At 70.9% G+C, this 25,606-nt stretch carries 22 protein-coding genes; 16 read left to right on the forward strand and 6 right to left on the reverse strand.

Translation table 11 applies throughout. From position 1 onward, the window contains the following. Positions 1 to 95: 95 nt before the first annotated feature. The gene (locus ABD295_RS15935; RefSeq protein WP_344304780.1) at positions 96 to 2,153 is read right to left on the reverse strand and encodes a 3'-5' exonuclease; all 2,058 of its coding nucleotides are present in this window, start codon (positions 2,151 to 2,153) and stop codon (positions 96 to 98) included. A gap of 142 nt (positions 2,154 to 2,295) precedes the next feature. On the opposite strand from ABD295_RS15935, the gene ABD295_RS15940 reads away from it, so the two are divergent. From ABD295_RS15940 to ABD295_RS15975, 8 genes are all read left to right on the forward strand, one after another. Beyond that, complete coding sequence (locus ABD295_RS15940) at positions 2,296 to 2,712, forward strand: DUF2237 family protein (protein ID WP_344304781.1); 417 nt, start codon at positions 2,296 to 2,298, stop codon at positions 2,710 to 2,712. A 98-nt stretch (positions 2,713 to 2,810) separates the two neighbouring features. After that, complete coding sequence (locus tag ABD295_RS15945) at positions 2,811 to 3,752, forward strand: ABC transporter ATP-binding protein (RefSeq protein ID WP_344304782.1); 942 nt, start codon at positions 2,811 to 2,813, stop codon at positions 3,750 to 3,752. Further along, positions 3,745 to 4,680: an ABC transporter permease gene (locus ABD295_RS15950; RefSeq protein WP_344304783.1), complete on the forward strand. Its 936-nt coding sequence runs from the start codon at positions 3,745 to 3,747 to the stop codon at positions 4,678 to 4,680. The genes ABD295_RS15945 and ABD295_RS15950 overlap by 8 nt, the downstream gene beginning before the upstream one ends. A 4-nt stretch (positions 4,681 to 4,684) precedes the next feature. Continuing rightward, on the forward strand, positions 4,685 to 5,608 hold the full coding sequence (locus ABD295_RS15955; RefSeq protein ID WP_344304784.1) for an ABC transporter ATP-binding protein: 924 nt from the start codon (positions 4,685 to 4,687) through the stop codon (positions 5,606 to 5,608). A 5-nt stretch (positions 5,609 to 5,613) separates the two neighbouring features. Beyond that, complete coding sequence (locus tag ABD295_RS15960; protein WP_344304785.1) at positions 5,614 to 6,321, forward strand: ABC-2 transporter permease; 708 nt, start codon at positions 5,614 to 5,616, stop codon at positions 6,319 to 6,321. A 152-nt stretch (positions 6,322 to 6,473) separates the two neighbouring features. Then, positions 6,474 to 7,604, forward strand: coding sequence for a flavin-containing monooxygenase (locus ABD295_RS15965; protein WP_344304786.1), 1,131 nt, complete (start codon positions 6,474 to 6,476; stop codon positions 7,602 to 7,604). A gap of 54 nt (positions 7,605 to 7,658) precedes the next feature. After that, positions 7,659 to 9,278, forward strand: coding sequence for a LuxR C-terminal-related transcriptional regulator (locus ABD295_RS15970; RefSeq protein WP_344304788.1), 1,620 nt, complete (start codon positions 7,659 to 7,661; stop codon positions 9,276 to 9,278). 279 nt (positions 9,279 to 9,557) lie between these two features. Beyond that, a complete protein-coding gene (locus ABD295_RS15975) occupies positions 9,558 to 11,336 on the forward strand; it encodes an ABC transporter substrate-binding protein (protein ID WP_344304789.1) in 1,779 nt (592 codons plus the stop codon). Between the two features lie 116 nt (positions 11,337 to 11,452). Here the strand turns inward: ABD295_RS15975 and ABD295_RS15980 are convergent, their stop codons facing one another. Continuing rightward, entirely contained in the window at positions 11,453 to 12,496 is a 1,044-nt protein-coding gene (locus ABD295_RS15980; protein ID WP_344304790.1) for a DUF5937 family protein, read from the reverse strand. A gap of 404 nt (positions 12,497 to 12,900) precedes the next feature. On the opposite strand from ABD295_RS15980, the gene ABD295_RS15985 reads away from it, so the two are divergent. After that, a complete protein-coding gene (locus ABD295_RS15985) occupies positions 12,901 to 13,050 on the forward strand; it encodes a hypothetical protein (RefSeq protein WP_344304791.1) in 150 nt (49 codons plus the stop codon). Between the two features lie 9 nt (positions 13,051 to 13,059). On the opposite strand, the gene ABD295_RS15990 is transcribed toward ABD295_RS15985, so the two are convergent. The 3 genes from ABD295_RS15990 to ABD295_RS16000 form a co-directional block, all read right to left on the reverse strand. After that, complete coding sequence (locus ABD295_RS15990) at positions 13,060 to 13,914, reverse strand: DUF1707 domain-containing protein (RefSeq protein ID WP_344304792.1); 855 nt, start codon at positions 13,912 to 13,914, stop codon at positions 13,060 to 13,062. A 70-nt stretch (positions 13,915 to 13,984) separates the two neighbouring features. Then, positions 13,985 to 14,953 (reverse strand): nuclease-related domain-containing protein, encoded by a 969-nt coding sequence (locus ABD295_RS15995; RefSeq protein WP_344304793.1) that lies wholly within the window; start codon positions 14,951 to 14,953, stop codon positions 13,985 to 13,987. Positions 14,954 to 15,093: 140 nt separating this feature from the next. After that, positions 15,094 to 15,891, reverse strand: a complete 798-nt coding sequence (locus ABD295_RS16000; protein ID WP_344304794.1) for a nuclease-related domain-containing protein — start codon at positions 15,889 to 15,891, stop codon at positions 15,094 to 15,096. A gap of 288 nt (positions 15,892 to 16,179) precedes the next feature. Between ABD295_RS16000 and ABD295_RS16005 the strand changes: the two genes are divergently transcribed. Further along, positions 16,180 to 16,602 carry a hypothetical protein gene (locus tag ABD295_RS16005; protein ID WP_344304795.1) on the forward strand — a complete coding sequence of 141 codons (423 nt, stop codon included), beginning with the start codon at positions 16,180 to 16,182 and terminating at the stop codon, positions 16,600 to 16,602. 15 nt (positions 16,603 to 16,617) lie between these two features. On the opposite strand, the gene ABD295_RS16010 is transcribed toward ABD295_RS16005, so the two are convergent. Continuing rightward, positions 16,618 to 17,982 (reverse strand): MFS transporter, encoded by a 1,365-nt coding sequence (locus tag ABD295_RS16010; protein WP_344304796.1) that lies wholly within the window; start codon positions 17,980 to 17,982, stop codon positions 16,618 to 16,620. 359 nt (positions 17,983 to 18,341) lie between these two features. Here ABD295_RS16010 and ABD295_RS16015 point away from each other — a divergent pair, with 359 nt between their 5' ends. The 6 genes from ABD295_RS16015 (at position 18,342) to ABD295_RS16040 (ending at position 25,596) form a co-directional block, all read left to right on the forward strand. Next, positions 18,342 to 19,814: a DHA2 family efflux MFS transporter permease subunit gene (locus ABD295_RS16015; protein WP_344304797.1), complete on the forward strand. Its 1,473-nt coding sequence runs from the start codon at positions 18,342 to 18,344 to the stop codon at positions 19,812 to 19,814. 146 nt (positions 19,815 to 19,960) lie between these two features. Beyond that, positions 19,961 to 20,806: an ABC transporter ATP-binding protein gene (locus ABD295_RS16020; protein WP_344304798.1), complete on the forward strand. Its 846-nt coding sequence runs from the start codon at positions 19,961 to 19,963 to the stop codon at positions 20,804 to 20,806. A 3-nt stretch (positions 20,807 to 20,809) separates the two neighbouring features. Further along, the gene (locus tag ABD295_RS16025) at positions 20,810 to 23,344 is read left to right on the forward strand and encodes an FtsX-like permease family protein (RefSeq protein ID WP_344304799.1); all 2,535 of its coding nucleotides are present in this window, start codon (positions 20,810 to 20,812) and stop codon (positions 23,342 to 23,344) included. Between the two features lie 139 nt (positions 23,345 to 23,483). Continuing rightward, positions 23,484 to 23,981, forward strand: coding sequence for a GNAT family N-acetyltransferase (locus ABD295_RS16030; RefSeq protein WP_344304800.1), 498 nt, complete (start codon positions 23,484 to 23,486; stop codon positions 23,979 to 23,981). Next, on the forward strand, positions 23,978 to 25,366 hold the full coding sequence (locus tag ABD295_RS16035) for an alpha/beta fold hydrolase (protein WP_344304801.1): 1,389 nt from the start codon (positions 23,978 to 23,980) through the stop codon (positions 25,364 to 25,366). The genes ABD295_RS16030 and ABD295_RS16035 overlap by 4 nt, the downstream gene beginning before the upstream one ends. Before the next feature lie 35 nt (positions 25,367 to 25,401). Continuing rightward, positions 25,402 to 25,596 (forward strand): hypothetical protein, encoded by a 195-nt coding sequence (locus tag ABD295_RS16040; protein ID WP_344304802.1) that lies wholly within the window; start codon positions 25,402 to 25,404, stop codon positions 25,594 to 25,596. Positions 25,597 to 25,606 lie beyond the last annotated feature (10 nt).

Raw genomic sequence — 25,606 nt, forward strand, 5'->3', positions numbered from 1 at the left:
GTCGTCTCCCGAAGCACCAACACCCCGCCGCTCTCCAGCAAGAGGCGACGGGGTGTCGATGAGTGACGCACGGCGCGCGCGTCGTTCCTCAGGGGTCAGCAAGCCCCGTCGGAGTCTGGGAGGTCGGTCAGGTAACCCAGCCACAGCCCGTGACGGGCTCGGGTGATGCCGACGTACTGCAACCGGCGCAGGCGCTCGACCCGCTCCCTGTAGGCCACCGGGTGCTCGCCCGGCAGCTGGGCGGGCTCGAGGCGCAGGCCGGGCATCAGCACGTGGTCGAAGGAGAGGCCCTTGGCCTCGGCGTAGGTGCCGACGACGAGGTGGTCACCGGCGAGGAGCACGCCGGCCATGTCGACGACCGGGAGGGCGGCGCGCATCAGCATGGTGCGCACGTGGCGTACGTCGGCCTCGCTGGCCACCAGCACGGCGACGTCACCCCGGGAGGACTCACTGTCGTTGATCTCCGACAGCCGGGTCACCAGCTCCCGCTCGAGGGCGTCGAGGTCCTCCGCCTCGACGACGGCGGGAAGGATCCCGCGGCGGCGCACGGGCTGGCCCGCGACGTGCGGCTGCGCCGTGCCGTCGACATCGAGGTGCAGGTCGGTGCCGATCATGCGGGTGGCCAGGCGGAGCACGTCGCCGCTGCTGCGGTGGTCGTCGGTGAGCAGCGAGGGCCGTGCACAGACCTCGATGCCGGCCTCGGCGAGCGTCCGGCGACCGGCGTACGCCGCCTGCTGACCGTCATCGAGCAGGAGCAGCCGATCCGGGCCGTCACCGGCGAGCAGGTGCAGCAGCTGCAAGCCGACCAGCGACACGTCCTCGGCCCCGTCGACGATCACGGCGCTGTAGGACGGCCGGACCACGCCGTCGCGCACCAGGTCGCGGGCCTGCGTGACGACGTCGTTGACGTCTTGGACCTTGGACTTGGCGAGGCGGCGTCGGTACTCCAGGCTGACCCGCCACATCGCGGTGCGGGCGGCCTCGTCAAGAGGCACGCGACGGTCGTCGCGGTCGAGGGCGAGGTAGTCGTCGAGCTCGGCGATGCCGCTCGCCTTGATGACGTGGTCGACCTCCTCCTGCCAGTAGGCGGGTCGCTCGTCGATCTGGCTCAGCAGCCCGCCACGCCCCGACGCCATCCAGGCGGACACGAAGGCGATGGCGGCCTGACGATCGTTGACGTTCACGGGCAGCTTGGCCTGCTGCACGATCGCGACCGCGAGGTCGGGCAGGCACGCGCACACGACGTTGTCCCGGGCCTGAGGCGTCAGGCGGTCCATCATGGACGCGGCGACACCGGCCTGGGCGGCCGTGGCGGCGACGAAGAGGACCGGGCTGTCCGAGTCACGCTCGGCCAGGTAGGCCGCCCGGTGCAGGCCGACGACGGTCTTGCCGGTGCCCGCGGGCCCGGTGATCCGCGCGGGTCCGTCCCAGCTCGTGGTGATCAGCGCGAGCTGTTCGTCGGTCAGGAAGGTCATCCATCGCTCGACCGGCGGTGCGGTCGCGGTGCGGAGCACGGCGGTGGTGAGCCGCTGGACGTCGAGGTCGGCCACCGCGGCCGGCCAGCGCTCATCGAGCGGGATCTCCACGTCGGCGACCGGGAAGTCACGGTCGAGGATCACGGTGATCGCCTCGATCTCGGACTCCTCCAGGCGCGCGGGCCGGGCGGCCACCCACGCGGCGAGGTTCTGCTCACCGATGACGTTCAGCTGCTGCGAGGTGGTCTCGAAGTGCCGCCCGACCAGGGCGACCACGGACCACAGGGACTGGCGCGTGATGCCGAAACCCGCCAGTGCGTCGTGCACCTTGTCGGTCATGCTCCGCACTGCGGCGGCGTCGGAGTCCCGGCTCAGCCCGCCGTCGTACAGGCTGCCTCCGCGCAGCTTGACGTCGTCCCAGGCGTGCGCGTCGAGGACGACCACACCGCCAGGTCCCACCAGGATCGCGTCGGTGCAGGCGCGGGCGGAGGACACCCAGCGACGGTCCGACAGCACCCGCCACCCGAGCAGCTCGAGCGCGACCAGCCGCTGCGCGAAGGTGACCGGACCGTCCACCGCGCGGCCGTAGCTGGCGGCGAGATCGCGAGCGCGCGCCGCCGCGTCGTCCTGGGTCGAGGGCGCGCCGACGGGGTCGCTGACGAACGAAGTCAGGGTCATACGCGCGTTTCACCCCCCATGGTGGTCGGCGGCGTAGAACTCGACCGTAGGAGGTCGGGCCGGGCCGCGCAGGCTTTCGCGGAATTCTTTGCCGCTCGGTTGGTGGTACCCCGGTTCTCGCGGCTCATGGCACTCTGCACCTATGACGGCCTCCCGAGACGAGCGCAACCGGCCCGAACGCAACGTCCTCGGCGGAGTCCTCGAGCCGTGCGGGACCGACCCGCTGACGGGCTTCTACCGTGACGGCACCTGCTCGTGCGGACCCGAGGACGTGGGTCTGCACGCCGTCTGCGCGGTGATGACCGAGGAGTTCCTGGAGCACCAGCGCTCCGTCGGCAACGACCTCTCCACACCGCGTCCGGAGTGGCACTTCGCGGGCCTCGCGCCGGGTGACCGCTGGTGCGTGGTCGCCGCCCGCTGGCTCCAGTCGTACGACGCCGGTGCGGCCGCCCCCGTCCTGCTGGCCGCCACCAACGCCCGGGCACTCGAGATCGTGCCGCTCGAGTTCCTCCGCGAGCAGTCCGTCGACGTTCCCGAGGACCCCGGCTCGCTCGTGTGACCCAGGACGGCGCCCTCTCAGGGGTCAGCCCCGAGTCTTCCCTGAACCTTCACATCGGCTGCAGCGCGCTGGGGGCACGCCGGTCTAGCCTGACCGACGTGACCCCTGCGACAGCCCGATCCGCGGGCAGACCCGTGGCCCAGCCGGTGGTCGCCACCGACGGACTCACCAAGGACTACGGGTCCGTGCTCGCGCTCGACGCGCTCACGGTGTCGGTCGGGCACGGCATCACCGGGCTGGTGGGGGCCAACGGCGCCGGCAAGTCGACGCTCATCAAGATCCTGCTCGGCCTGGTCCCGCCCACGCGCGGCGGTGCACGGGTGCTGGGGCACGACATCGCGACCGAGGGCGCGGCGATCCGCGCGACGGTGGGCTACCTGCCTGAGCACGACTGCCTGCCACCGGACGTGAGCGCGAGCGACTACGTCGTCCACCTCGCGATGATGTCGGGCCTCCCGCGTGTCGCCGCCCGCGAGCGGACCGCCGAGGTGCTCCGCCACGTCGGGCTCGCCGAGGAGCGCTACCGCCCGATGGGCGGCTACTCCACCGGCATGAAGCAGAAGGCCAAGCTGGCGCAGGCGCTCGTGCACGACCCCCGGCTGGTCTTCCTGGACGAGCCGACCAACGGACTGGACCCCGCGGCCCGTGACGAGATGCTCGGCCTGGTCCAGCGGATCGGCCGTGACTTCGGCATCAGCGTCGTCGTGACCAGCCACCTGCTCGGGGAGCTCGAGCGGGTCAGCGACCACGTGATCATCCTCGACGGCGGCAGGCTGCTGCGCGCCTCGCGGACCGACGACTTCCTCGACGCCACCGGCCACCTCCTCCTCGAGGTGCTCGGAGACGGCGGCCAGCAGCGGATGATCGCCGCACTGGTGGCCGCCGGAGTCGAGGCCGTGCCGAAGGGGTCCATGATCAACGTCGGGTCCGGCGCCGGCGTACACGACCTGATCCGCGACACCGCCGCAGACCTCGGTCTGGGGCTGGTCCGCATCCAGATCGACCACCGGCGCATCGAGGACGTGTTCGCGGATGCCTGACCTCCCGGAGCCCCACCCGGACAGCCAGGCGCACCCGTCCTCGATGACACCGGCCGGACGCAGCGTCATCCACGACCTCGGCTACCGCCCCTACACGGGTCCCCGGCTGGGCGAGGGCGCCATCGCGCGTGCCCTGGTGGCGACCGGCTTCAAGAACGCCTTCGGCCTGGGCCGCTCCACCAAGTCGAAGGTGCTGCCGTTCATCCTGCTCGGCATGAACCTCTTCCCGGCGGTGATCCTCGTCGGGGCGCTGACGCTCTTCGGCGCCGACGAGCTGCCGATCGGCTACGCGCAGTACGCCTCGACGACGCAGGTGCTGCTCAGCATCTTCGTGGCCGCGCAGGCGCCGGTGCTGTTCTCCCGCGACCTGCGACACGGCAGCATCACCCTCTATCTCGCGCGCCCGCTCCGGGCGAGCACCTACGCGTTGTCCCGGTGGTTCTCCCTCCTGCTCGCCTGCCTGGTCTTCGTCTTCCTCCCCCTGCTGCTGATGTACGTCGGCGCGCTGCTCGGCGAGCTGGACTTCAGCCGGCAGACCCGGGAGGCCTCGATGGCCGCCTTGCTCGGGCTGATGCTCGCGCTCTGCATCACCGGCATCGGCGGCCTGCTCGCCAGCTGGTCGACCAGGCGGGGCTTCGCGATCGTCGGGACGATCGCCGTGCTGCTGATCGGAAACGGCATCGTCACCGCCATCCAGGGCATCGCGCAGGAAGAGCTGGACGACCAGCGGCTCGGCCAGGTCGCCGGCCTGTTCTCGCCGTACTCCCTCTACCGCGGGCTCGCCTACGCATGGGGCGACGCCAACGAGCCGCTCACCCCACCCACGAACGGTGGGCTCGAGGCGGCGTACGCCGCCGTGTTCGTCGGCCTGTCGGTGGCCTGCCTCGCCGGGCTGGTCTGGCGCTACCGCAAGCTGGCGGGGAGGTGATCCGATGAACACGATCACCCTCGAGGAGACCTCGCGCTGGTACGGCAACGTCGTCGCCGTCAACGGCATCTCGATGACCATCGGCCCCGGCATCACCGGTCTGCTGGGTCCCAACGGCGCCGGCAAGACGACGCTGATCGCGCTGATGTCGGGGTTCTTGTCGCCCTCGGCCGGCAGGGTCACCCTCGACGGCCAGCCGATCTGGCGCAACACCGAGGCCTACCGGACGATCGGGCTGGTGCCCGAGCGCGAGGTGAGCTTCGGCTACCTCACCGGGCGTCAGTTCGTGCTGGCCAACGCCGAGCTCCAGGGGGTGCCCGACCCCGGCGCGGCCGGCGAGCGCGCCCTGGAGATCGTCGACCTGGTCGAGCCCGCCCAACGTCGGATCGCCACGTACTCCAAGGGCATGCGGCAGCGCGTCAAGCTCGCCTCCGCCCTGGTCCACGACCCGGCGGTGCTGCTGCTCGACGAGCCCTTCAACGGCGTCGACCCGCGGCAGCGCCTGCACCTCATGAACCTCCTGCGCCGGATGGGCGCGGAGGGTCGCACCGTGCTCTTCAGCTCCCACATCCTCGAGGAGGTCGAGCAGGTCGCCCGGCAGATCGAGGTCGTCGTGTCCGGACGTCACGCCGCGTCGGGTGACTTCGGGCAGATCCGGCGGCTGATGACCGACCGTCCCGTGCAGTACGTCGTCGTCGGCGACGGCGCCGCCCAGGACCGGGCGCTCGCGAGTGCGCTGATCGCCGAGACGTCGGTCGTGGCCGTGTCGCTGCGACCCCAGGGCGGCGTGGACGTGTCGGTGTCCGAGTTCGGCGACTTCGCCCAGCGGCTGCCGGTTGTGGCCCGCGACCATGGCGTCCGGGTGCTCGAGCTGACCCCGACCGACGAGTCCCTCGAGAGCGTCTTCTCCTACTTGGTCGGAGGCTGACGACCGTGAACCCCACCATCATGCGGCTGTCCGCCCAGGCCCTCTTCGGCCGGCGCCGCGGGCTCGTGCTCCTCCTGATCCCCGTGCTGCTGGTCGCGCTGTCCATCGTCGTGCGCGCGCTGACCGAGGCCGGCACCGGCTACGAAGCCATCCTGTCGCTCGGCTTCACCCTGGCGCTCCCCATCGTCGCGCTGCTCTCCGCGGCCGCCGTGCTGGGGCCCGAGATCGACGACGGCTCGGTGGTCTACCTGCTCGCCAAGCCGATCAGCCGGCACACCGTCGCCCGCAGCAAGTACGCCGTCGCCTGGGCCGCCACCATGGGTCTCGGTGTCCTCCCGCTGATCGTGAGCGGCCTGATCATCGACGCGGGCGACAGCCGCCAGGCGCTCGCCTGGGGCGTCGGCGGCATCGTCGCCGGGACGACGTACACCGCTCTCTTCCTCGGCCTGGCCGCCCTGACCCGGCACGCCGTCGTCGTCGGGCTGCTCTTCGCGCTGCTGTGGGAGAGCGTCCTGGGCAACGTCCTCACCGGCATCCGCTGGCTGGCCATCGGCCCCTGGGGCCGCGAGGTCGCCGGCGAGATCAGCCCCCGCGTGCCCGTGCCCGGCACCGGACTCACCTACGCGCTCGTCGCGTCCGTGATCATCGCGGTCGGCACCGTGTGGTTCGCCGGCGACCGGTTGCGCTCCTTCACGTTGCGCGGCGACGAATAGCCAGCCGGGTCGAGCGCGGGTACGAACGAGGCCGCTAATTCGTCGCCCTCCTGTCGGACCTCGGACCACGAGGCAAACTACCCACGCCCGCCCGGGAGGTTGGGTCATCCGCCCGACGCGGCCGGGCCTCCTCCCTTCCTAGCGTCGACGGCATGAGCACCCAACACATCGAGACGATCGTCATCGGCGCCGGCCAGGCCGGCCTGTCCACCGGCTACCACCTCAAGCGGCTGGGCCGCTCCTTCGTCATCCTCGACGGCGCCGCGCGCGTCGGCGACCAGTGGCGCCAACAGTGGGACACGCTGCGGCTCTACTCGCCCGCCGGGTACGACGGCCTGCCGGGGCTGCCGTTCCCCGCCGCTCGCTGGTCCTTCCCCGGCAAGGACGAGGTGGCTGCGTACGTCGAGCAGTACGCCGCGCACCACGAGCTCCCGGTCCGGCTCGGCGTCCGCGTCGAGGCGCTGGACGGGCGGCCCGACGGGGGGTACGCCGTGCGCACCAGCGCCGGCGAGTGGACCTGCGACAACGTCGTCGTGGCGACCGGAACCTTCGGCCGCACGCCCGCGATCCCCGACTTCGCCGCCGAGCTCGATCCCCGGATCGTGCAGCTGCACTCGAGCGAGTACCGCCGCCCGGGTCAGCTCCCCGAGGGCCGCGTCCTGGTGGTCGGCGCGTCGCACTCCGGCACCGACATCGCCTACGACGTCGCGCAGACGCACCCCACGACCCTGTGCGGGCGCGACTGCGGCGAGATCCCGGTCGACTTCGACTCCTGGATCGGCCACCGCGTCTTCCCGTTGATCGTCTTCGCCTGGAGGCACGTGCTGACCCGGCGTACCCCCATGGGCCGCAAGGAGATGGGCCACGTCCGCAAGCACGGCGGACCGATGATCCGGGTCAAGCGCAAGCACCTGGCCGAGCGCGGGGTCGAGCGACTCACCGACCGGGCCACCGGCGTGGTCGAGGGCCGCCAGGTCGTCGGTGACGACGCCCTCGACGTGGCGACCGTCGTGTGGGCGACCGGCTTCAAGCAGCAGTTCGGCTGGATCCACCTCCCCGTGATCGGTGAGGACGGTTGGCCCGTCGAGTACCGCGGCGTCGTCGACGCAGCGCCAGGCCTCTACTTCTGCGGCCTGTCCTTCCAGTACGCCTTCAGCTCGATGGTCTTCCCCGGCGTCGGTCGCGACGCGGCGTACGTCGCCGAGCACCTCGACCACCGGATGCGGACAGCCTCTCCCCGACGCGCCGATCGGTCGACCCCATCGGTCAGGTCGGGTAGCTGAGCGGGCCGAACAACCCGCGAACCACACGGATATCCTCAGCCTCAGGAGGTTCCGATGAGCGTCGTCGACGAACTGGTTCGCGCGCGGGAGACCTACGAGCGAGGCGACTGGGCGGCGGCGTACGCGGTCTGGTCAGACGTACCCCCGGACGAAGCCGGCGACCTGCTCAAGCTGGCCCTGGCCGCCGAGCTGCGCGGCCGGCACGCGGAGGCGGCGGAGACCCTGCAGCAGGCCTTCCACCGTGCCGGCGACGACCTGGCTCTGGCCTGCCGCGCCGCCTTCCACCTAGGGATGCTCTTCACCTCGATCGGCGAGCAACAGCTGGGGTCGGGGTGGGTGTCCCGCGCGCAGCGTTGCCTGTCCCTGCTCGGGTCCGACACCGTCGAGAGCGCGTACGTCGAGCACCTGCTGATGTTCCGTTCGCTGGCCGAGGACGACTTCCCGGCCGCACTCGGGCACGCGGACGAGACGCTGCGCATCGCCCGCGAGCACGGCGACCCCGACATCATCACCATGGGCATGGCGTCCGTCGGCCGGCTCAGCCTCTACGCCGGGCGCGTGCCTGAGGGGCTGGCGCTCTTCGACGAGGCGCTCGCCGCCGTCGCGGCCGGCGAGGTGTCGCCGCTCTTCGCCGGCCACGTCTACTGCGTGATGATCGAGGGCTGCCAGGACGTGTCCGACCTGGGCCGTGCCGCGGCGTGGACCTCGGCGCTCTCGCGCTGGGCCGAGGCCCAGCCGGAGCTGGTGGCCTTCACCGGGCAGTGCGCCGTGCACCGCGGCCAGATCTTCCGGCTGCACGGCGCCTTCCGAGAGGCGGTCTCGGAGTACGACGCCGCGGTGGCGCGCTACCTGCGAGAGCCGAGCACCTCCGCCGCGGGGCTGGCGCTGGCCGAGCGCGGCGACGTCCATCGACTCCTCGGCGACCTCGCGGCCGCCGAGGACAGCTATGAGCAGGCGGCGGACCAGGGCTTCGAGCCTCAGCCGGGCCTCGCCCTGCTCTGGCTGGCCCGCGGCCAGCGGGACGCCGCCACCGCGGCGATGCGCCGGCTGCTCTCCGAGAAGGACGATGCCGTCGGCCGCGCCAAGCTGTTGCCGGCCGCCGTCGACGTGCTGCTCGCCGGTGGGGACACCGCCGGCTCCCGGCCGCTCGTCCGTGAGCTCGAGCAGCTGGCGGCCGACTTCTCCTCCGACGCGCTGCGCGCTGCCGCGGCGTACGCCGCCGGCGCGGTCGAGCTCGCGGACGGTGACCCCGCCGGCGCGCTGCCCTACCTGCGCACCGCCGGCGCCGGATGGGCCGGGCTCTCGGCGGCTTACGAGAGCGCGCGCTGCCGAGCCCTGGTGGGACGGTGCCTGCGGGCGCTGGGTGACGAGGAGTCCGCCGCGCGTGAGCTGACCGCGGCGCTGCGCACCTTCGTCGACCTCGGGACCGCCCCTGCTGCGCGCGAGGTGGAGGCCCAGCTGCGGAGCGACCCGGTGCTCCCCGACGGCTTGACCGCCCGCGAGGTCGAGGTCCTCGCCCTCGTCGCCACCGGCCGCAGCAACAGTCAGATCGCGGCCGAGCTCGTGCTCAGCGAGAAGACGGTCGCCCGCCACCTCAGCAACATCTTCGTCAAGATCGGCGTCGGCTCGCGCACCGCCGCGGCGGCGTACGCCTTCGAGCGCGGGCTGGCCTGATCGCCTCCTCGCTGGAGGGTCCGATCGGTCACGAGAGCGCGGCGCTTCGATAACGGACCGGTCTCAGCACCCGCCCGCATCCCTGTCCATTCCCGCTCTGACCTGCACGAACGTGTCCTCGCGGCGCGCTTTCGGTCCGCCCCGAATTGATTGTGAGCAGTCCCGCACGAGGCGACCTTGTGCCAGGCGGTGTTCGCCGGCGAGGCGCACGCCGGCGTTCACCGCCGCACCGGACAGTCGATGATCGGGACGAAGGGAAGACGGATGAGAACAGGCCGGATGACCAAGGCGCTCCTCGGAGCGACCACGGCAGCCGCGATGGTCGGCCTCGCCGCCTGTGGCGGCGGAGGCGGCAGTGGGAACGAGGACGACAGCGGCACCGGCGGTCGGGACTTCCAGGAGTCCGACTTCGGCGACGCAAAGGACCCCGAGCGCACCGGACCGGCGCCTGAGGTCGAGGGCGCCCAGACCGGGGGCACGGTGACCGTGTACTTCCCCGGCGACCCCGGCCCTGACTCGCTCGACCCGGCGGTCGGCTGGTCGGTCACGGGCAACTCGATCCAGCAAGCGCTGACCAACCGGTCCCTGACGCAGTTCGCCCGCGACCCGGAGTCGGGCCAGATGGTCCTGGTCCCCGACCTCGCCGTCGACCTCGGCCAGCCCAACGAGGACTACACCGAGTGGACCTTCGAGATCCGCGACGACGCCACCTGGGAGACCGGCGACCCGGTCACCGCCGAGGAGGTCGCCTTCGGCATCACCAGAACGTTGGACGCGGCCACGCTGCCGGGTCCCGGCACGGCGTACTCGACCCCGTACTTCCTCGGCGGTGACGAGTACGGCGGGCCCTACACCGACAAGGGCAAGGCGTACGACGGCGTCACCTTCGACGACGAGGCGAGCACCGTGACCATCAAGATGTCGCGGCCGTTCCCCGACATGGACTACTGGGGGTCCTTCATGGCGATGGGCCCGGCGCCGCTCGGCGACCAGGCCGACCCGCCTGACTACGGTCTGCGGCCGCTGTCGACCGGCCCCTACAAGATCGAGTCCTTCCAGCCCAACGAGGAGCTCATCCTGGTCAAGAACGACCAGTGGGACCCGAATTCCGACCCGGCCCGGCACCAGTACGTCGACCGTTGGGAGCTGCTCTACAACCAGGACCAGGCGCAGGTCGACGAGATCATGCTCAGCGGCAACAGCAAGTCGCAGACGGCGATCTCCGACAGCCTCGGCTCCAACAACTACGCACGTGCCAACGAGGAGCTCGGCGACCGGCTCTACCAGCAGTCGACGCAGTGCATCACCGCGCTCGCGCCCGACTACGAGCAGATCACCGACATCAACGTGCGCAAGGCGATCGCCTACGCCTACCCCTACGAGGACAACTGGCTGGCGATCGGGGAGGTGCCCGGTGTGACGCGGGTGCCGGCGAACTCCATCATGCCGCCGGGCATGGCCGGCCGCCCCGGCGACGACTACTTCGCCGACGGGCAGCAGTTCACCTTCAACCCGGAGCGGTCGAAGGAGCTGCTGAAGGAGGCCGGCTACGAGCCCGGTGAGTACGAGCTGACGGTCTCCTACTACGAGCCCGACGACCTCGCCATCGCCGGCTTCAACCAGGTCAAGAAGGGTTACGAGGAAGGCGGCTTCAAGGTCCGCGGCATCCCGATCCAGGACTCGCCGTTCGACCTCTACGCCGACCCGGACAACAAGGTCAACAAGGAGCTCAACATGCGCCACGTCAACTGGTGCTCCGACTGGCCGTCCGGTTTGACGATGTTCCTGCCGATCTTCGCCACGGGTGCGGAGTACAACTTCGCGCGCTTCTCCGAGCCGTCCGTGGACGAGGAGATCGACCGGATCCAGACGCTCCCGTTGGAGGAGCAGCCAGGTGCGTGGGGCGCGCTGGACGAGAAGATCGGCACCGACTTCCTGCCGGTCATCCCGACCGCGTTCCTCAACGACCTGTACGTCTTCGGCGAGTCGATCGGGAACCCCACGGGCGACGGGGCGATGGGCGCGCCGAACTTCAAGGACCTCTACGTGACCGAGTAATCGGCGTGACGCTGCTCCGTCACTCCGCGTGACGGTCCTTGCCCCACGGCCACCCGCCCCGACGAGCCCAGCCTCTCGTCAGGGCGGGTGGCCTCGTTCTTCTCGACGGCGGGTGACTAACGCTGGGGCGAGATCAGCGCGTGCCCGAGCGAGGTGCGCTCGTAGAGCACCTCGCGCCCACGGCGCGAGGACTGCAGCAGGCCGGCGCGTTGCATGGCGGTGAGGTGCTCGCTGACGGTGCCGTTGCTCAGCCGGAGCAGGCGGGCGAGCCGGGTCGTCGTGCTGGGGGCTTCGAGCTGGGTCAGGATCGCGACCCGCGAGCGGCCGAGGACCGGGTCGAGCCCGGTCGACTCGGCTTGAGGCAGCGACTCCCAGAGCCGGCCGGCGCCGCGCGCGGCGTAGGACACCACCGGCGGGCTGGAGTCGAGCTCGGCCACCAGGCACGGCCAGCGGAACACCGACGGCACGAAGCGGACGCCGTTGCCGCGGGAGCTGCGGTGCTCGTGGTGGCCGGACATCCGCAGCCGCAGCCGCCCGGCGTCGTACGACAAGCGCTCGTGGAGGTCGTCGAGGGTGGCCCCGACACCCTCGGAGGCCAGGGTGCTGGACCGGTAGGCGATGTCGGAGGAGGTGATGTCCTCGACGCGCTCCCACAGGGGCGCGAGCACGCGCCCGAAGTAGCCCACCAGCGCCGTGGAGGTCTCCTCGAGCAGCTGGGGCACCGAGGTGTCGCGCCACCGCGGCTGGTCGGGGAAGGTACGCCGCAGCGTCTCCAGGTCGCCGCCGGCGACCTGCTCGTCGGTCTCGACGATCCGCGCCAGCGCCCGCGCCGGGTCGTCCTGGGAGCGGCTGGGGACGGGCGCGAGGGTGCTCGGGTACCACCGCTCCGAGGCCAGCAGCCCGACCAGCAGGTCGTGGTCCCAGTCGGGGTCGTTCACCCGCTCGAGGAGCCCGCGGTGCAACGGGTGGTGGGCGGGGTGGGCGAGCACGCCCAGACTGGCGACGGTCTCCCAGACCGGGTCGGGGTGGAAACGGATGGCGGCCAGGTCGTCGGGCTCCAGGGCCAGGTCGACCACCGAGGTGTCGTGGCAGTCGCAGGGCGCGGACAGGGTCGTCCCGCCCGAGACGCTGCCGCCAGTCGGCAGCGTCGTGTCACCCATGCCAGCCCTCACAGCGTGACCTCCTGTGGAGGTCATCAAACCGCCGAACCGGCCTCCGTGGACCTCGGCACGGTCACCGTCTGATAACGGTGCGGACACGATCGACTGATCGGCCGTTTGGATTCGGGAGGGCCCGAAACCGCGGCCTGGTGCCGGCCTGCCCCGGAGGATCCCGGCCCCGGGATTGGTTGCCGTACTCAACGGGGTTCGACACCACTCATGACGCGGTTCCGGAGAAATCGGACCGATCGGGCAGCGTTCGATCTCGGTGCGGACTATTCGGCCCACCTTCGCCCCACATCAGCTGGTTCGGTGGCGTAGCGTCCGCCCTGCCGGGCCGTTGATCACGACAAACCAGCGATCCCGTCCTACCAGCCCCCCCAACTCCTCCCCCCGGAGCGCACGTGACCAGTCAGCACACGCCGCCACGCACCACGACCTGGGACAACCCGTTCCTCGAGCCCCCGCGCAAGACGTGGCGGATCGTCGTCGCCGTCGTCGTCGCGGTCATCTTGGTGCTCGGAGCGGTCTCCGCGGTCCTGCTCTCGCTCTGACCTCTCCCGTCAGAGGTCGGGCTGCCAGGTGATGGCGCCCTCGCGGTCGCCGCCGAGGTAACAGCTCTCACCGAACTCGTTCGAGGCGTACGCCGAGATCCACGTGCCGTCGTCGTGCTCGTCGTCGGGCCTCCGGAGGATGGCGTACCAGCTCTCCGGGTCGTCCACGCAGGCCCTGGCCTGGTCGACGAGGGAGACCACCACGGCCGGGTCGATGTCGGTCAGGTCGAAGCGGCCGTAGGTCGTCGTGCTCTTGCTGGTGGCCTCGTCGAGGCTGCCGTCCCAGTAGCGGTACTCGTAGCGGTCGGAGGTGGCGTCGACGGGGACCTGCAGCACGGCGTACCCGGGGTAGAGAACCCCCTCGAAGACCTCCGACGAGCCCGTCTCCGAGACGAGGTCGTCGATCAGCTCGGCGTACCCCTCCGCGCTCATCGTGTTGACCTGGCCGAGGCCCGGCTCCTCCCCCGGCTCGAGCACGTCCGAGCCGCCGACCGACGACACGACCGCAGCGATGATGCCGATGACCGCGCCGATCAGACCCAGCGGGATGAGCAGCATCAGCCCGCAGGCGATCCTGCTGCCCCCGGCCTGCGTCTTGAGGGGCACGGCGACGTCGGGCTTGACCGTGGCGATCGTGCTCGCTGCGCCGTACGCCGGTCGCGGGACGCCGCTCGGGTCTGGCGCCGGCGGCTGCAGGTCCTGCGTGTAGGTCTTGATCTCCTGCAGCGTCTGGGCGCGCAGCAGCTCCTCGACCCGCTTGTCGCGGTCGGCCTCGACGATCTGGCCGTCGGCCCACGCGGCCTCGACGACCTCGATCGCGTCGTCGCGGTCGGCGTCGCGAGCCCGCTTGCTGTTCCACGCCACGAGCGGAGGTTAGTGCCTGCCGAGGCTCCGTGTGGCGGTTGTCGAGACCACCTGGTGCAGACGCGGCGGGTCAGCCGGCGGGCTGTTCCTGCTGCTGGTCCTGCTGGCTCTTCTTGCCCTTGTTCTTGTTCTTCTTGGGCTTCTCGACGTCCGCAGGAGCGTCGCCGCCGTCGTCGGGCCAGAAGACCCCTGTGACGCTGTCGGTGATCGAGCCGACGGGCTCGGTCACGACGCTGGGCTTGAAGTAGGCGAGGGCGGCGACCGCCAGCGCCGCGACGGCGAGGACGACCACGCCCTTGCGCGGCCCGCTCGAGCTGCCGGGCCCGCTGGGTGCGGTCTTGGTGGTGTCCTTCAGATAGCGACGGCGGGCGCGGCGCGAGACCTTGGCGCCTTCTGCGGCGCCGCTCTCGGCGGCTCCCGCCTCACCGGTGAGCTCGGGCGGCGGGACGCGCCGCAACGGCACCGGAGGAGGCGGGGCGACCTGCTCCTTCAGGGCCTCCTCGAGCTGACGGACAAGATCGTTGTGCAGGTAGTCCGGGCCCTTGTCGGGCGGCGTCTGCAGCACGGTCGCGACGTTGATGCTCGAGCAGATCCACACGTCGCCGAAGCGCTCGTTGACCCACTCGTCCTTCTCGACGCACAGGATCGGGTGGAAGGTCGAGGGCGGCAGCATCGGTGAGAGCGACGCGATGGCCTGGGTCTGCTCGGCGGCCTCGGTGACGTACTTCTGACGCAGCCGGCCGTTCTCCTTCAGCACGCCGCCGGTCACCGTCAGGGAGCCGCTCCACTTCTGCGCGGAGACGACCCACACCTGGCCGCCGCCGATGACGACGTGGTCGATCTTCGCCAGCCGCTTGCCGGGCCAACGCACGTTGTGGAACACGGTGAAACCGTGCCCTTCGAGCGCCCGCAGCTCGGAGGCGGTGATGCTCTCGCGCCGGCCGCCGGGCTGCCAGCGCCGTGAGGACTCGATGAGCCGACCGCCCGTCGCGGCATCGCCTTCAGCCGGTCCCGGTCGGGCCGGATCTTCGGGCAACACCCGAGCCGTCTCTCCCACCATCTGCCCAACCCCCCTACTTTGGTACCGATCACGGTACGCCGCGAGCGTCGTCCGCGCTGCTCGTTCCACTAGTTTCCGGGGATGAGACGGCCCAGACGGCCGATCCTGACGCGGTGGTGCTACTCGGCGGGAGCTTCCTGCCCGTCGGTGCCCTTGTCGTCCTTGACCGGCGTGTCGGACGGGCTGTCGGACGGGCTGTCTGAGGGGGTCCCGGTCTCGTCGGGGGTGACGAGGCTCGACACGAAGTCGGTGACGGGCGTGAACACCTCGGGCTTCACGAGGACGACCGCGACGAGTCCGACGCCGGCGATCGTACGGACGATCGGGATGCGACGTCGCGCACCGCGATGGTCGGTGACCTCTTGCGGCTCCTCGTGCGACGCGGCGGTGCGAGGTGGCACCACGCCCCGCCGCGCACGTTCGCGCTCGCTCTCGAAAGCGGCCCGCAGCTCGCCGGCCACGGTGTCGACGGCGTCGGCCTCGAGGAGCCGGCGGCGGGTCTTGACGAGCGGGACGAGGTTCTGGGTCGTGGCGATCGTGACGTCGCCGATGCGCCCGTTGATCCACTCGTCGCGGACCAGGCAGACCACGGGCTGCACCACCTCGGGGTCGATCCCCGGCACCACGAAGGTCACGGCCTGCGCGGCGGTGGCCACGCCGTGCACCGCGTCGATGCGCAGTCGGCCGTCCTGACGCAGCTCGTCGGCGGTCATCGTGATCTTGCCCGGCCAGCGCACGGTGTCGACGACGAAGATGCCGCTCGCCCCGATGATGACGTGGTCGATGTTCGCCAGTGGCCGTCCGGGCCAGGGGACGTCGTTGAGCACCGTCCAGCCAGGCTGCTGCGCCAGGTCACCCAGCGCCTCGCCCGAGACCACCTCGCCGTCCACGCCTCTCTCCCAGCTGTGGGCGGTCACGATGGGCTCGTTGTCGCCTGGGGTCGCGGAAGCGCGCCGGTCCGCCTGTGGCTGCGCAGACTCCATGGCCATGACGCCCCTCCCCCAAGTCGTCTCTGGCGACGGTAGATCATGCGCTCGGGCGGCGTCACGCATTCGTCGACCGACCCCTACCTTCGGACAGGGCCACCTGAACCGGCTGCCTGTGGAGAAGCGTGTGTCGGGCGTGGCTGTGGACGGGAATCGGCCCGTTCTTGACGCTGTGGATGAGCAACGACGAGCGGTGGCGATCTGGGAAAGCCTGGCCCCATGACGACAGCACCCTTCCGCCCGACGATCCGCACCCAGGCCGACCTCGCGGACGCGTGGCGACAGCTCATGGGTGACGGCGGCTTCGGCGGTCACAGCGTCTGGATGTTGTGGATCGTCGGCGACCAGCCCGTCCCCCACATCACCGAGATGCAGGAGTCGGAGCAACCCATCACCGGCAGGCTGCTGGACAACTTCGTCGAGATCCTGGGCCTGCTCGGTGCGGAGCACGCGCAGCCGGCCAGGGTCGCCTTCCTGATCTCCCGACCCGGCAACGCGACCGTCTCGAGCGCAGATCGGGCGTGGGCGCACACGCTGTACGGCGCCTCTCGAGACGCAGGAGTCGCCTGCGAGGTCGTGCACCTCGCCACCTTCGACCACGTGCGGCCGCTGCCGCTCGACGAGCTCGACGCGTCCTGCTGACTGGTCCGAGAGCCCTCAGCGCGGACCTCGACTTTCCCGGGCGATCGTGCACCCCAGGAGCGCCGTGCAGACTGCCACTGCGGCGGCGGCAGAGAAGGCAGTGGTGAAGCCCGTGGCACCGTCGGAGAGTGCGATGGCCGTGAACGCGGCGGTGCCGAGTGCTGCCCCGACCTGGGTGGCGCTGCTGGCCAGGCCGGAGGCGAGACCCGCATGGGAGTCCGAGGCAGCTGAGGCGATGACCATGGTGGTGGGGGTGAAGCTGAACGCAACGCCGGTGGCGACGAGCAGCAACCCTGGGAGCACGGCGAGCGCGTAGCCGACTTCGTCGGGCGCGTAGGCGAGCCAGAGGTGTCCTACAGCAAGGATCGCGAGTCCGGCGACGAGACTCCATCTCGGGCCGATGAGGCGTAGGACGCGCGGCAGAACGGCGAGCGAGACGAGAAAGCCGGTGACGGAGGTCGGGACCATGGCGAGCCCGCCCGTTGCCGGAGACATGGCAAGCACTTGCTGGAGATAGAGCGCGACGAGCACGAACGTTGAAGCTCGGGCCGCCCCACCAAGGACGGCGAGCGCGACCCCGATCGTGAGCACCCGGGACCGGAACAGGTCGAGAGGGACGAGAGGTTCCGGAGCGCGACGTTCGGTACGGATGAAGGAGAACACGAGTACGGCAGGCACGGCGACGCCGACGACGGTGAACTCTGCCCAGCTGCCGTCCGCGAGGCTCAGCGCTCCCTGGACCAGGGCTACGACCGCACCGGTGATGGTCACGGCGCCCCGGATGTCGAACTTGCGGGAAGCACGCTGCGGGTTGTCGGCGAGGACCCGCCCGGCCATGACGACAGCCGCCAGTGACACGGGGACCGTCACCAAGAACACCGAGGACCACCCCAGGGATCCGGCCAGCAGTCCTCCCGCGGCCACGCCCGTGGCACCCCCCAGCGCCGAAGCAGCTCCCCACAGGCTCATGGCGCGCGCCCGGTGCTCGCCGGGGAAGTTCACAAGAAGCAGCGACATCGCGGCAGGGCTCAGACAGGCCGCCCCGGCGCCCTGCACCACCCGACCGGCCACGAGCGTCCACTCACTCGCAGCACATGCCGCCACGAGCGTGCCGACGGTGAACAGCGCGGATCCGATGGTGAACATGCGGCGCCTGCCCACTTGGTCGGCGACTCGTCCGCACAGCAGCAACAGGCCACCGAACGTCAGCACGTAAGCGTTGACCACCCAGCTCAGGCTTCCGGCGCTGAGGGACAGTGCCGACTGGATCGAGGGCAGGGCCACGTTGACGATTGACGTGTCCAGCATGACGACGAACTGAGCCGAGACGAGCAGCCCGAGGGCAGGTCTGCGGCGCCGACGGCTCACGACATGAGGCATGGGCGGTTCCTCGGGGCGGCGTGTAGTCGTCGCGTGAGCCGGGCTGGGGTCGCGGGTCGTGCTCGTGGTCATGGTTCTCACCTGGGTCGTCGGGCTGTGCGATCCACGCTCGCCGCGAGCAGCCCTGTGTCGCACCGGCGAGATCGCCGGGATTGCCTGGGCCGCCACAAGAGGACGCCCGCGTCGAGGACCTGAACTCACGCCGGTCTCGCCCTGCTGGCACCGAGCCGCGAGTCGAGCAACCGGACCGCCAGCGGTGCAACCCGGCGGAACTCCCGGCGCGAGCCCGGCCTCGTGAGCAGCACGCTCCTCGTCACCGGCACCACCTAGCCGGCCTCACACCCGACGAGGAGAAGACCATGAGCACCCAGTCCCACCACCCGGCCGTGTCACCGCCGCTCAAGCACCAAGTCCACGCCACCGACGACGAGCAGGCAGTGGCACGTCGACCTTGGACCGTGCTCGCCCTGATGCTCGCCGCGCAGATCATGGTGGTGCTCGACGTCAGCGTCGTGAACGTCGCGCTCCCCAGCATTGCGGCCGATCTGCACCTGTCCTCCAGCAACTACCAGTGGATCGTCAGCGCCTACGTGCTGCTCAGCGGCGGATTCCTGCTGCTCGGCGGACGCGTGGCTGACCTCTTCGACCGACGCCGGGTGTTCCTGACCGGTCTCACCCTCTTCACGCTCGGCTCGCTCACAGCGGGCTTCGCCGACTCGGCGCTCGCGCTGATCTCCGCTCGCGGCGCCCAGGGTGCCGGCGCGGCCCTGCTCACCCCGGCTGCCATGTCGATCGTGATGGCCAGCTACACCGGCCGGCAGCGGGCGACCGCCCTGGCCATGTGGGGCACCGTCGCCAGCATGGGCATCGCCGCCGGTGTGCTGTTCGGCGGCATCCTCACCACCGCCTTCGCCTGGCGCGCCGTGTTCTTCATCAACGTCCCCATCGGCGTCGCGGTCGCCGTCGGCGTCTTGGCCAAAGTCCGGTTCGCGCCCACGCCCACCGCCAGCCGCCGCCAGCTCGACCTCTCCGGCGCCGTACTCCTGGTGACCGGCCTGATCACCCTCGTGTACGCCGTGGAGTCCACCACCAGCCACGGCTGGACGGCACCTCACACCCTCGCCGCCGCCGGCATCGCCTTCGCCCTGCTGGCCGGGTTCGTGGTCAACGAGCGCAAGGTCGAAAGCCCCATCGTCCCGCCCACCACATGGCGCATTCGGTCCCTCGTGTCGGCATCGACCGTCATGGCGGGCGTCACCGGAGCGGTCGTCGGGGCCATCTTCCTCAGCTCGCTGTACCTCCAGCAGGTGCTCGGCTCGTCACCGCTCGTCACCGGACTGCAGTTCCTTCCGCTGGCGGCCTTCATCACCCTCGGCGCCGCCGCCGCGGCAAAGGCGCTGCCGCACGTGGGTGCGAAGAAGCTCATCAGCCTCGGGCTCGTCATCGCCACCGCCGGTGCGCTGGTGCTGTCCCTCGTCGACTCCGACCCCAGCTACGTCGCGGACGTGCTGCCTGGGTTCGCGCTGCTCGGTCTCGGCGTCGGGCCGATGTTCGTCGCCATCTCGGTAGCGGCGATGGGCGACGTCGCCCCCGAACAGTCCGGGCTCGCATCAGGGTTGATGATGACTGGTCACGAGATCGGCGCCGCTCTCGGCGTGGCGGCCCTGACCGCCGCCGCCGGCGACATCACCACCCGTGCCGGAATCGTCGCCGGCAGCCAGGACGCCTTCCTCGCTGTTGCCATCGGACTCGTCGCCCTGCTCGTGCCGACCTTTCTGTTGCCCGCTCACGACCCAGCGACGACACCCGCCGCTCACGGCCACGGGCACTGACCCGCCCCACCCGAGCAGCGAACCAGGTGACGGACCCGGCGGTTTCCCCGGCGCGACCAGGCGCCGGGGAAACCGAGGCTGAGACCCACCGAAGGCACGCCGTCCTCACCCGACCGGCACACAGCCACCCAACCAAGGAGCCACCGATGACCAACCTGCTCAACGACACCCAGCGCGCTCAAGCAGCCGCTGCTCCGACCAAGTCGGTAGCGGTACACGCCCGGGGCCTCGTGAAGACCTACGGAACCGGACCCGCGGCCGTCAAGGCGCTCGACGGCGCCGACCTCGACATCCACACCGGAACCTTCACCGCCATCATGGGCCCGTCCGGGTCCGGCAAATCGACCCTGATGCACGCCCTCGCCGGCCTCGACGTCCTCGACGCCGGCCAGGTGCTGATCGGCGACACCGACCTGACGGCTCTCGGCGAGCGGCAGCGCACGTTGCTGCGCCGCGACCGGTTCGGATTCGTCTTCCAGAGCTTCAACCTGCTCCCCGCCCTCACCGCGCAGGAGAACATCACCCTTCCGCTGGGCCTGGCCGGTCGGCGCGCAGACCCGGACTGGCTGACCCGGCTCGTCGACACGCTCGGACTGCGGGAGCGGTTGAAACACCGCCCCTCCGAGCTCTCCGGGGGCCAGCAGCAGCGAGTGGCGGTCGCCCGAGCCCTGGTGACCCGCCCGGCGATCGTGTTCGCCGACGAGCCGACCGGAAACCTCGACTCAAAGCACGGGCAGGCACTGCTGCGCTTTCTGCGCGACGCCTGCGACGACCTCGGCCAGACCATCGTCATGGTCACCCACGACCCCTTGGCAGCCGCTCACGCCGACCGCGTCGTCATCCTCACGGACGGTCGCGTTATCGAGGAGATCGACAACCCCACCGCATCCACGATCGCTGACCGGATGCTCCAGCTCGACGCCGACCCGAACCTCGACACCCACGCCTGTTCCGGGCCCGGCTTCGGTTCCGGCTCCACCCAGGAGGGCTGACCCATGTTCCGCCTCGTCCTCAAGCAGACGATGGCCCACCGCGGCCGGCTGCTGCTCACCTTCGCCGCGATCACGCTCGGGGTCACCTTCGTCGTCGGCACACTGGTCCTCACCGACACGTCTCGGGCAGTGTTCGACGACCAGTTCCGCGACGCCAGCACCGAGGTCGACATCGTCCTCCGCGACGCCGTCGCCTTCGACGCCGCCATGGGCGTGGAGGTTGAGCGCGACCCTCTCGACCCACAGCTGACGTCGCGCACTGCCGCGCTGCCCGGAGTCGGTCGCGCCATCCCGGTCGTCAAGGGAACCGGACTCCTGATCTCCGACGGCAAGGCGATCGTTCCGGCAGGTCCCTCGATGCTCACCTCCTGGACCGGACTCGACGGGTTCACCCTCCGTGACGGCCAGGCACCCGCCGGCGCGGACGAGGTCGTCATTGACGCGGCCACCGCAACCGCACACGACATCACCCTCGGCGACACGGTGCGCGTCCAGGCCGACCGTGAGGTCGACCTCCGGGTGGTCGGGCTGGTCGGCTTCGGCGATGCAGACGGGCTACCCGACACCACCGTCGCCCTCACCAGCCTGACCACCGCGCAACGCCTCCTGCGGCTCGGCGACGGCATCTCGCAGATCGACGTCATCGCAGCAGACGGCACCGCCACCTCGGAGCTGACCGAGGACCTTCGCGCCACCCTCGGCACGGACGTCGACGTTGCGGCCAGCCAGGACACAGCCGCCGCCAGCGCGGCAGCCGCCAAGTCCCAGCTCGGCTTCATCACCGGCGCGCTCCTCGCGCTGGCCGGAGCGGCGCTGGTGATCGGTGCGTTCCTCATCGCCAACACCTTCTCCGTGCTGGTCACCCACCGCACCCGCGAGCTCGCGGTCCTTCGTGCCGCCGGAGCCACGGGGCGCCAGGTCATGGCCTCCATCCTCGGCGAGGCGACCGTTCTCGGCATGGCCGGAGCCGCCGCCGGGACCGGGGCCGGGCTCCTTGCCGCCACCGGGCTGCGCGCCCTGCTCGACGCCGCCGGCGCCACCGTCCCCGACGGCCCCACGGTGCTGTCCGCCCGCACCCTGCTCGTGGCGCTTGCCGTGGGCGTGGTCGTCACGCTCCTCGCCGCGTTCGGTGCGGCTCGACGCGCAGCCCGCATCTCCCCGGTGATGGCCATGCGCGAAGGTGCCCTCGGCACCACCGGTGGCCGGGGCCGTGTCCGCGCCGTGTTCGGGACCGTGCTCATGGCCCTGGGGGTCGCCGCGCTCGGCGTCGGAGGGGCCATCGAGTCGATGCCTGCACTCGGCGCCGGCACGGCTGCCCTCGTGGCCGGGCTCGTCGCCCTCGCGCCTATCGTCGCGCCCGCCGCGGTGCACCACATCGGGGGCGCACTGAGCGCCGTCACCGGCCGTGGCGTCCCCACGGGACTCGCCCGAGAGGGCGCCCGCCGTGCACCGCGGCGCACCGGGGCGACCGTGATGGCGTTGGCGCTGAGCCTGGCACTGGTGGTCTTCGTCTCCGTCGTCGGAGCCTCGGTCCGCGGCGCTCTGCAGTCCGGGTTCGACGAGGCCATCACCGCTGAGATCGTGGTGGAGAGCGCCCGAGGCGAGATGCTGGGCGGGCTCGAGCCCGCCACGCGGGAACGGATCCAGGACCTGGATGAGGTCGGCACGGTCTCGCGCTTGCGCTTCGGGCACTGGAAGGACTCCGGAGTGACCCGGGCCCTCACCGCGCTCGACCCCGCCACGATCGGTGACGTGACCGATGTCGACATGGTCGAAGGCCGCCTCTCGGACCTGGGCGACGGCGTGATCATCACCGAACGCCAAGCAGCCGAGCGCGGCGTCGGAGTCGGCGACAACCTCGCCATGACGTTCGCCCGCACCGACACCCTCGAGGTCCCCATCGTCGGACTGATCGACGACGACGACGCGAAAGCCCTGAGCACCGACTACCTCGTCTCGCTCGCCAGCTACCGCGACTGGTTCACCGAGCGCATGGACGCCACCCTCCTGGTGCGTCCCGCGTCCGGAACCAGCGTCCCCGAGGCCCAGAAGGCGGTCGAGAAGGCCCTCACGGGCATGCCGACGGTCGAGGTACGCGACCAGGCCAGCGCGGCCGAGGCCCGCACCGCGTCCTTGGACGGCATCCTCACGCTGATCACTGCCGTGCTGATGCTCACCGTGCTGATCGCCATGCTGGGTATCACCAACACCGTGGCGCTGTCCATCATCGAACGCACCCGAGAGCTCGGCCTGGTCCGAGCGGTGGGCATGACGCGGCGCCAGCTGCGCACCATGATCCGCACGGAGTCCTTGCTCATCGCGATCGCCGGGCTGCTCCTCGGAACCACGGTCGGCATCGCCACGAGTGCCTTGTTCGTGCGCGCCATCGCCCAAGGCGGTGACCTCCACCTGCAGGTCCCCACGACCGGGCTGGCCCTCGTCGCCGCAGTGGCCCTCCTCGTCGGGGTCATCAGCGGGCTCGCGCCCGCACGTCGCGCAGGCCGCCTGGAGGTGCTCACCGCCATCCGCGAACAGTGACCACCCGCCAGCCCCGCCCCGCCCCGCAGCCGAACTTCAGGGCGCCACACCCGGCCCACCTCGCAGACACTCGACATCACGTGAGCCGACATCACCCCGATCCGACACCGTCATCCACCCACCGCACAGGAGCACAGCCATGACCGCCCAGCCGGACGCCAGCGCCACCATCACCATCCGCCGCGCCAACCCCGAGGACGCCCACGACGTTCGGACCCTGCTCCTCGAGCTCGCCACGCACGAGAACTCCGCCGACGCCGTCCAAGCCAGCCTCGAGGACTGGCGGCGCATGCTCGCCGAGCGCTCCGTCGTGGTGATCCTCGCCGTGGCCGCGGGGGAGCCCCTCGGGTACGTCAGCGGCACCCGGCAGCTCAACCTCTGGCAGGGCCGCAACATCTTCGCCATGGACGACCTCTACGTCCGCCCGCACGTGCGCGACCGCGGTATCGGCGGCATGCTGATGGCTGCCCTCGCTGAGCAGGTGCGCCCCGACCAGTCCCTCATCACCTGGGGCGTGAACCAGGACAACCACGCCGGGAAGCGCTTCTACGGGCGACTGGGGGCCACGCTTCGCACCAAGGTGGTCGCCGCCTGGCGGCCGGACGCCTACACCCGCTACCTCCAGGACCGGGCATGACTGCCACCGATGCGCCGCAGCTGACCCTGCGACAGCTCGACCAGCGTGACATCCAGGCCGTGCAGGCCGTTCTGGACGCAGACCCGCACTACGCACGCCGCGTCACAGGCACTGCGGCACCGCCGGACGCGGCAACCGAGCTGCTCACCGTCCGCCCGGCCGGCCTGCCCGCTGAGCACAAGATGGTGCTCGGGGCGTACGACGAAACCGGTGACCTGGTGGTTGTCGTCGACGTGCTGCGGGGGTGGCCCGACGACCACACCGCGCACATCGGACTCCTCCAGACGCATTCCGCCCACCAGGGACGCGGAGCCGGCCGTCGCACGCACGAGCTCCTCCTGGAGTGGGTGGCCCGTTGGCCCGAGGTGCACCGACTGCGCGCCACCATCGTGGCCACCAACGCCGCGTTCGCCGACCCGTTCTGGACTGCACTGGGCTACCGCCCGGGCGACACCGCGACGCCCTACCTGGCAGGCGACAAGCCGACCACCGCCCTGGCCTGGACGCGCGAGCTCTCGCGCGGTCCCAGCCCGGAGCGCTTCGCCGAGGTCGGCGACGTCACCGTGTGCTACCAGACCTTCGGCGCCGCGGCGTCACCCACGATGCTGCTCATCATGGGGCTGGGGTTCCAGCTGGTGCACTGGCCGGACGCGTTCTGCCGCCAACTGGCGGATCAAGGGTTCCACGTGGTCCGGTTCGACAACCGCGACGCGGGTCGGTCCACCCATCTGCCCGGTGCCACGTACACCCTCGACGACATGGCCGACGACGCTGTCGGGCTCCTCGACCAACTCGGTGTTGCGACCGCGCACGTCGTCGGTGCCTCGCTCGGGGGCATGGTGACCCAGCTGATCGCGATCCGGCACCCGGACCGGGTCGCCTCACTCGCGTCGATGATGTCGACCACTGGGCAGCGTGGGAAGGGGCGCACCTCACCCGCGCTTCTTCGTCACCTGCTCGCCCGCCGGCCGAGCACCGAGGCACAAGCCGTCGAACGCCGCGTGCGGATCTTCGAGGCTGTCGGGTCCACCGGATTCGACCAGGACCTCGACGAGCTCCGCCGGGCGACGAAGGTGGCGTTCCATCGCGACCCCGACGCCCGCGACGGAAGGACCAGGCAGCACCGTGCGGTACGGACCGCGTTCGATCGCACACTCGCGCTCGCTGGCCTGTCGGTTCCGACGGTAGTCATCCACGGCACTGCCGACCGCATGTGCCACCCCTCCGGTGGTTTCGCGACCGCTGCCGCCATCCCCGGCGCACGACTCGTGCTGGTCGAAGGGATGGGGCACGACCTGCCCCCTGCAGTCTGGCCACGCATCATCACCGCCCTCACCCGCAACGCCCGGACGGCCACCCCACCCCACCCCGGGGGGTCGCAATGATGCGAAACACACCGCGGGCTTTCGTCGGGACCGTGATGTTCCGCCTGGAGAACCCCGTGTCCGCAGGGGTGTGCGATGCCGTCGAGCGACAGGTGGGCAACCTGTCGGGTGTCAGCTTCTGCGACTTCGACGAGGCTGCCGGCCTGCTCATCGTCACGGCCAGAGAACCTGTTGAGCGCGCCGACGTGCTGGCGCTCCTGGACCGGCTCGATTGCCGGGTTGCTCAGTGACCGACTCGTC

It is taken from the genome of Nocardioides bigeumensis, assembly GCF_039531755.1.
Classification (GTDB): domain Bacteria; phylum Actinomycetota; class Actinomycetes; order Propionibacteriales; family Nocardioidaceae; genus Nocardioides; species Nocardioides bigeumensis.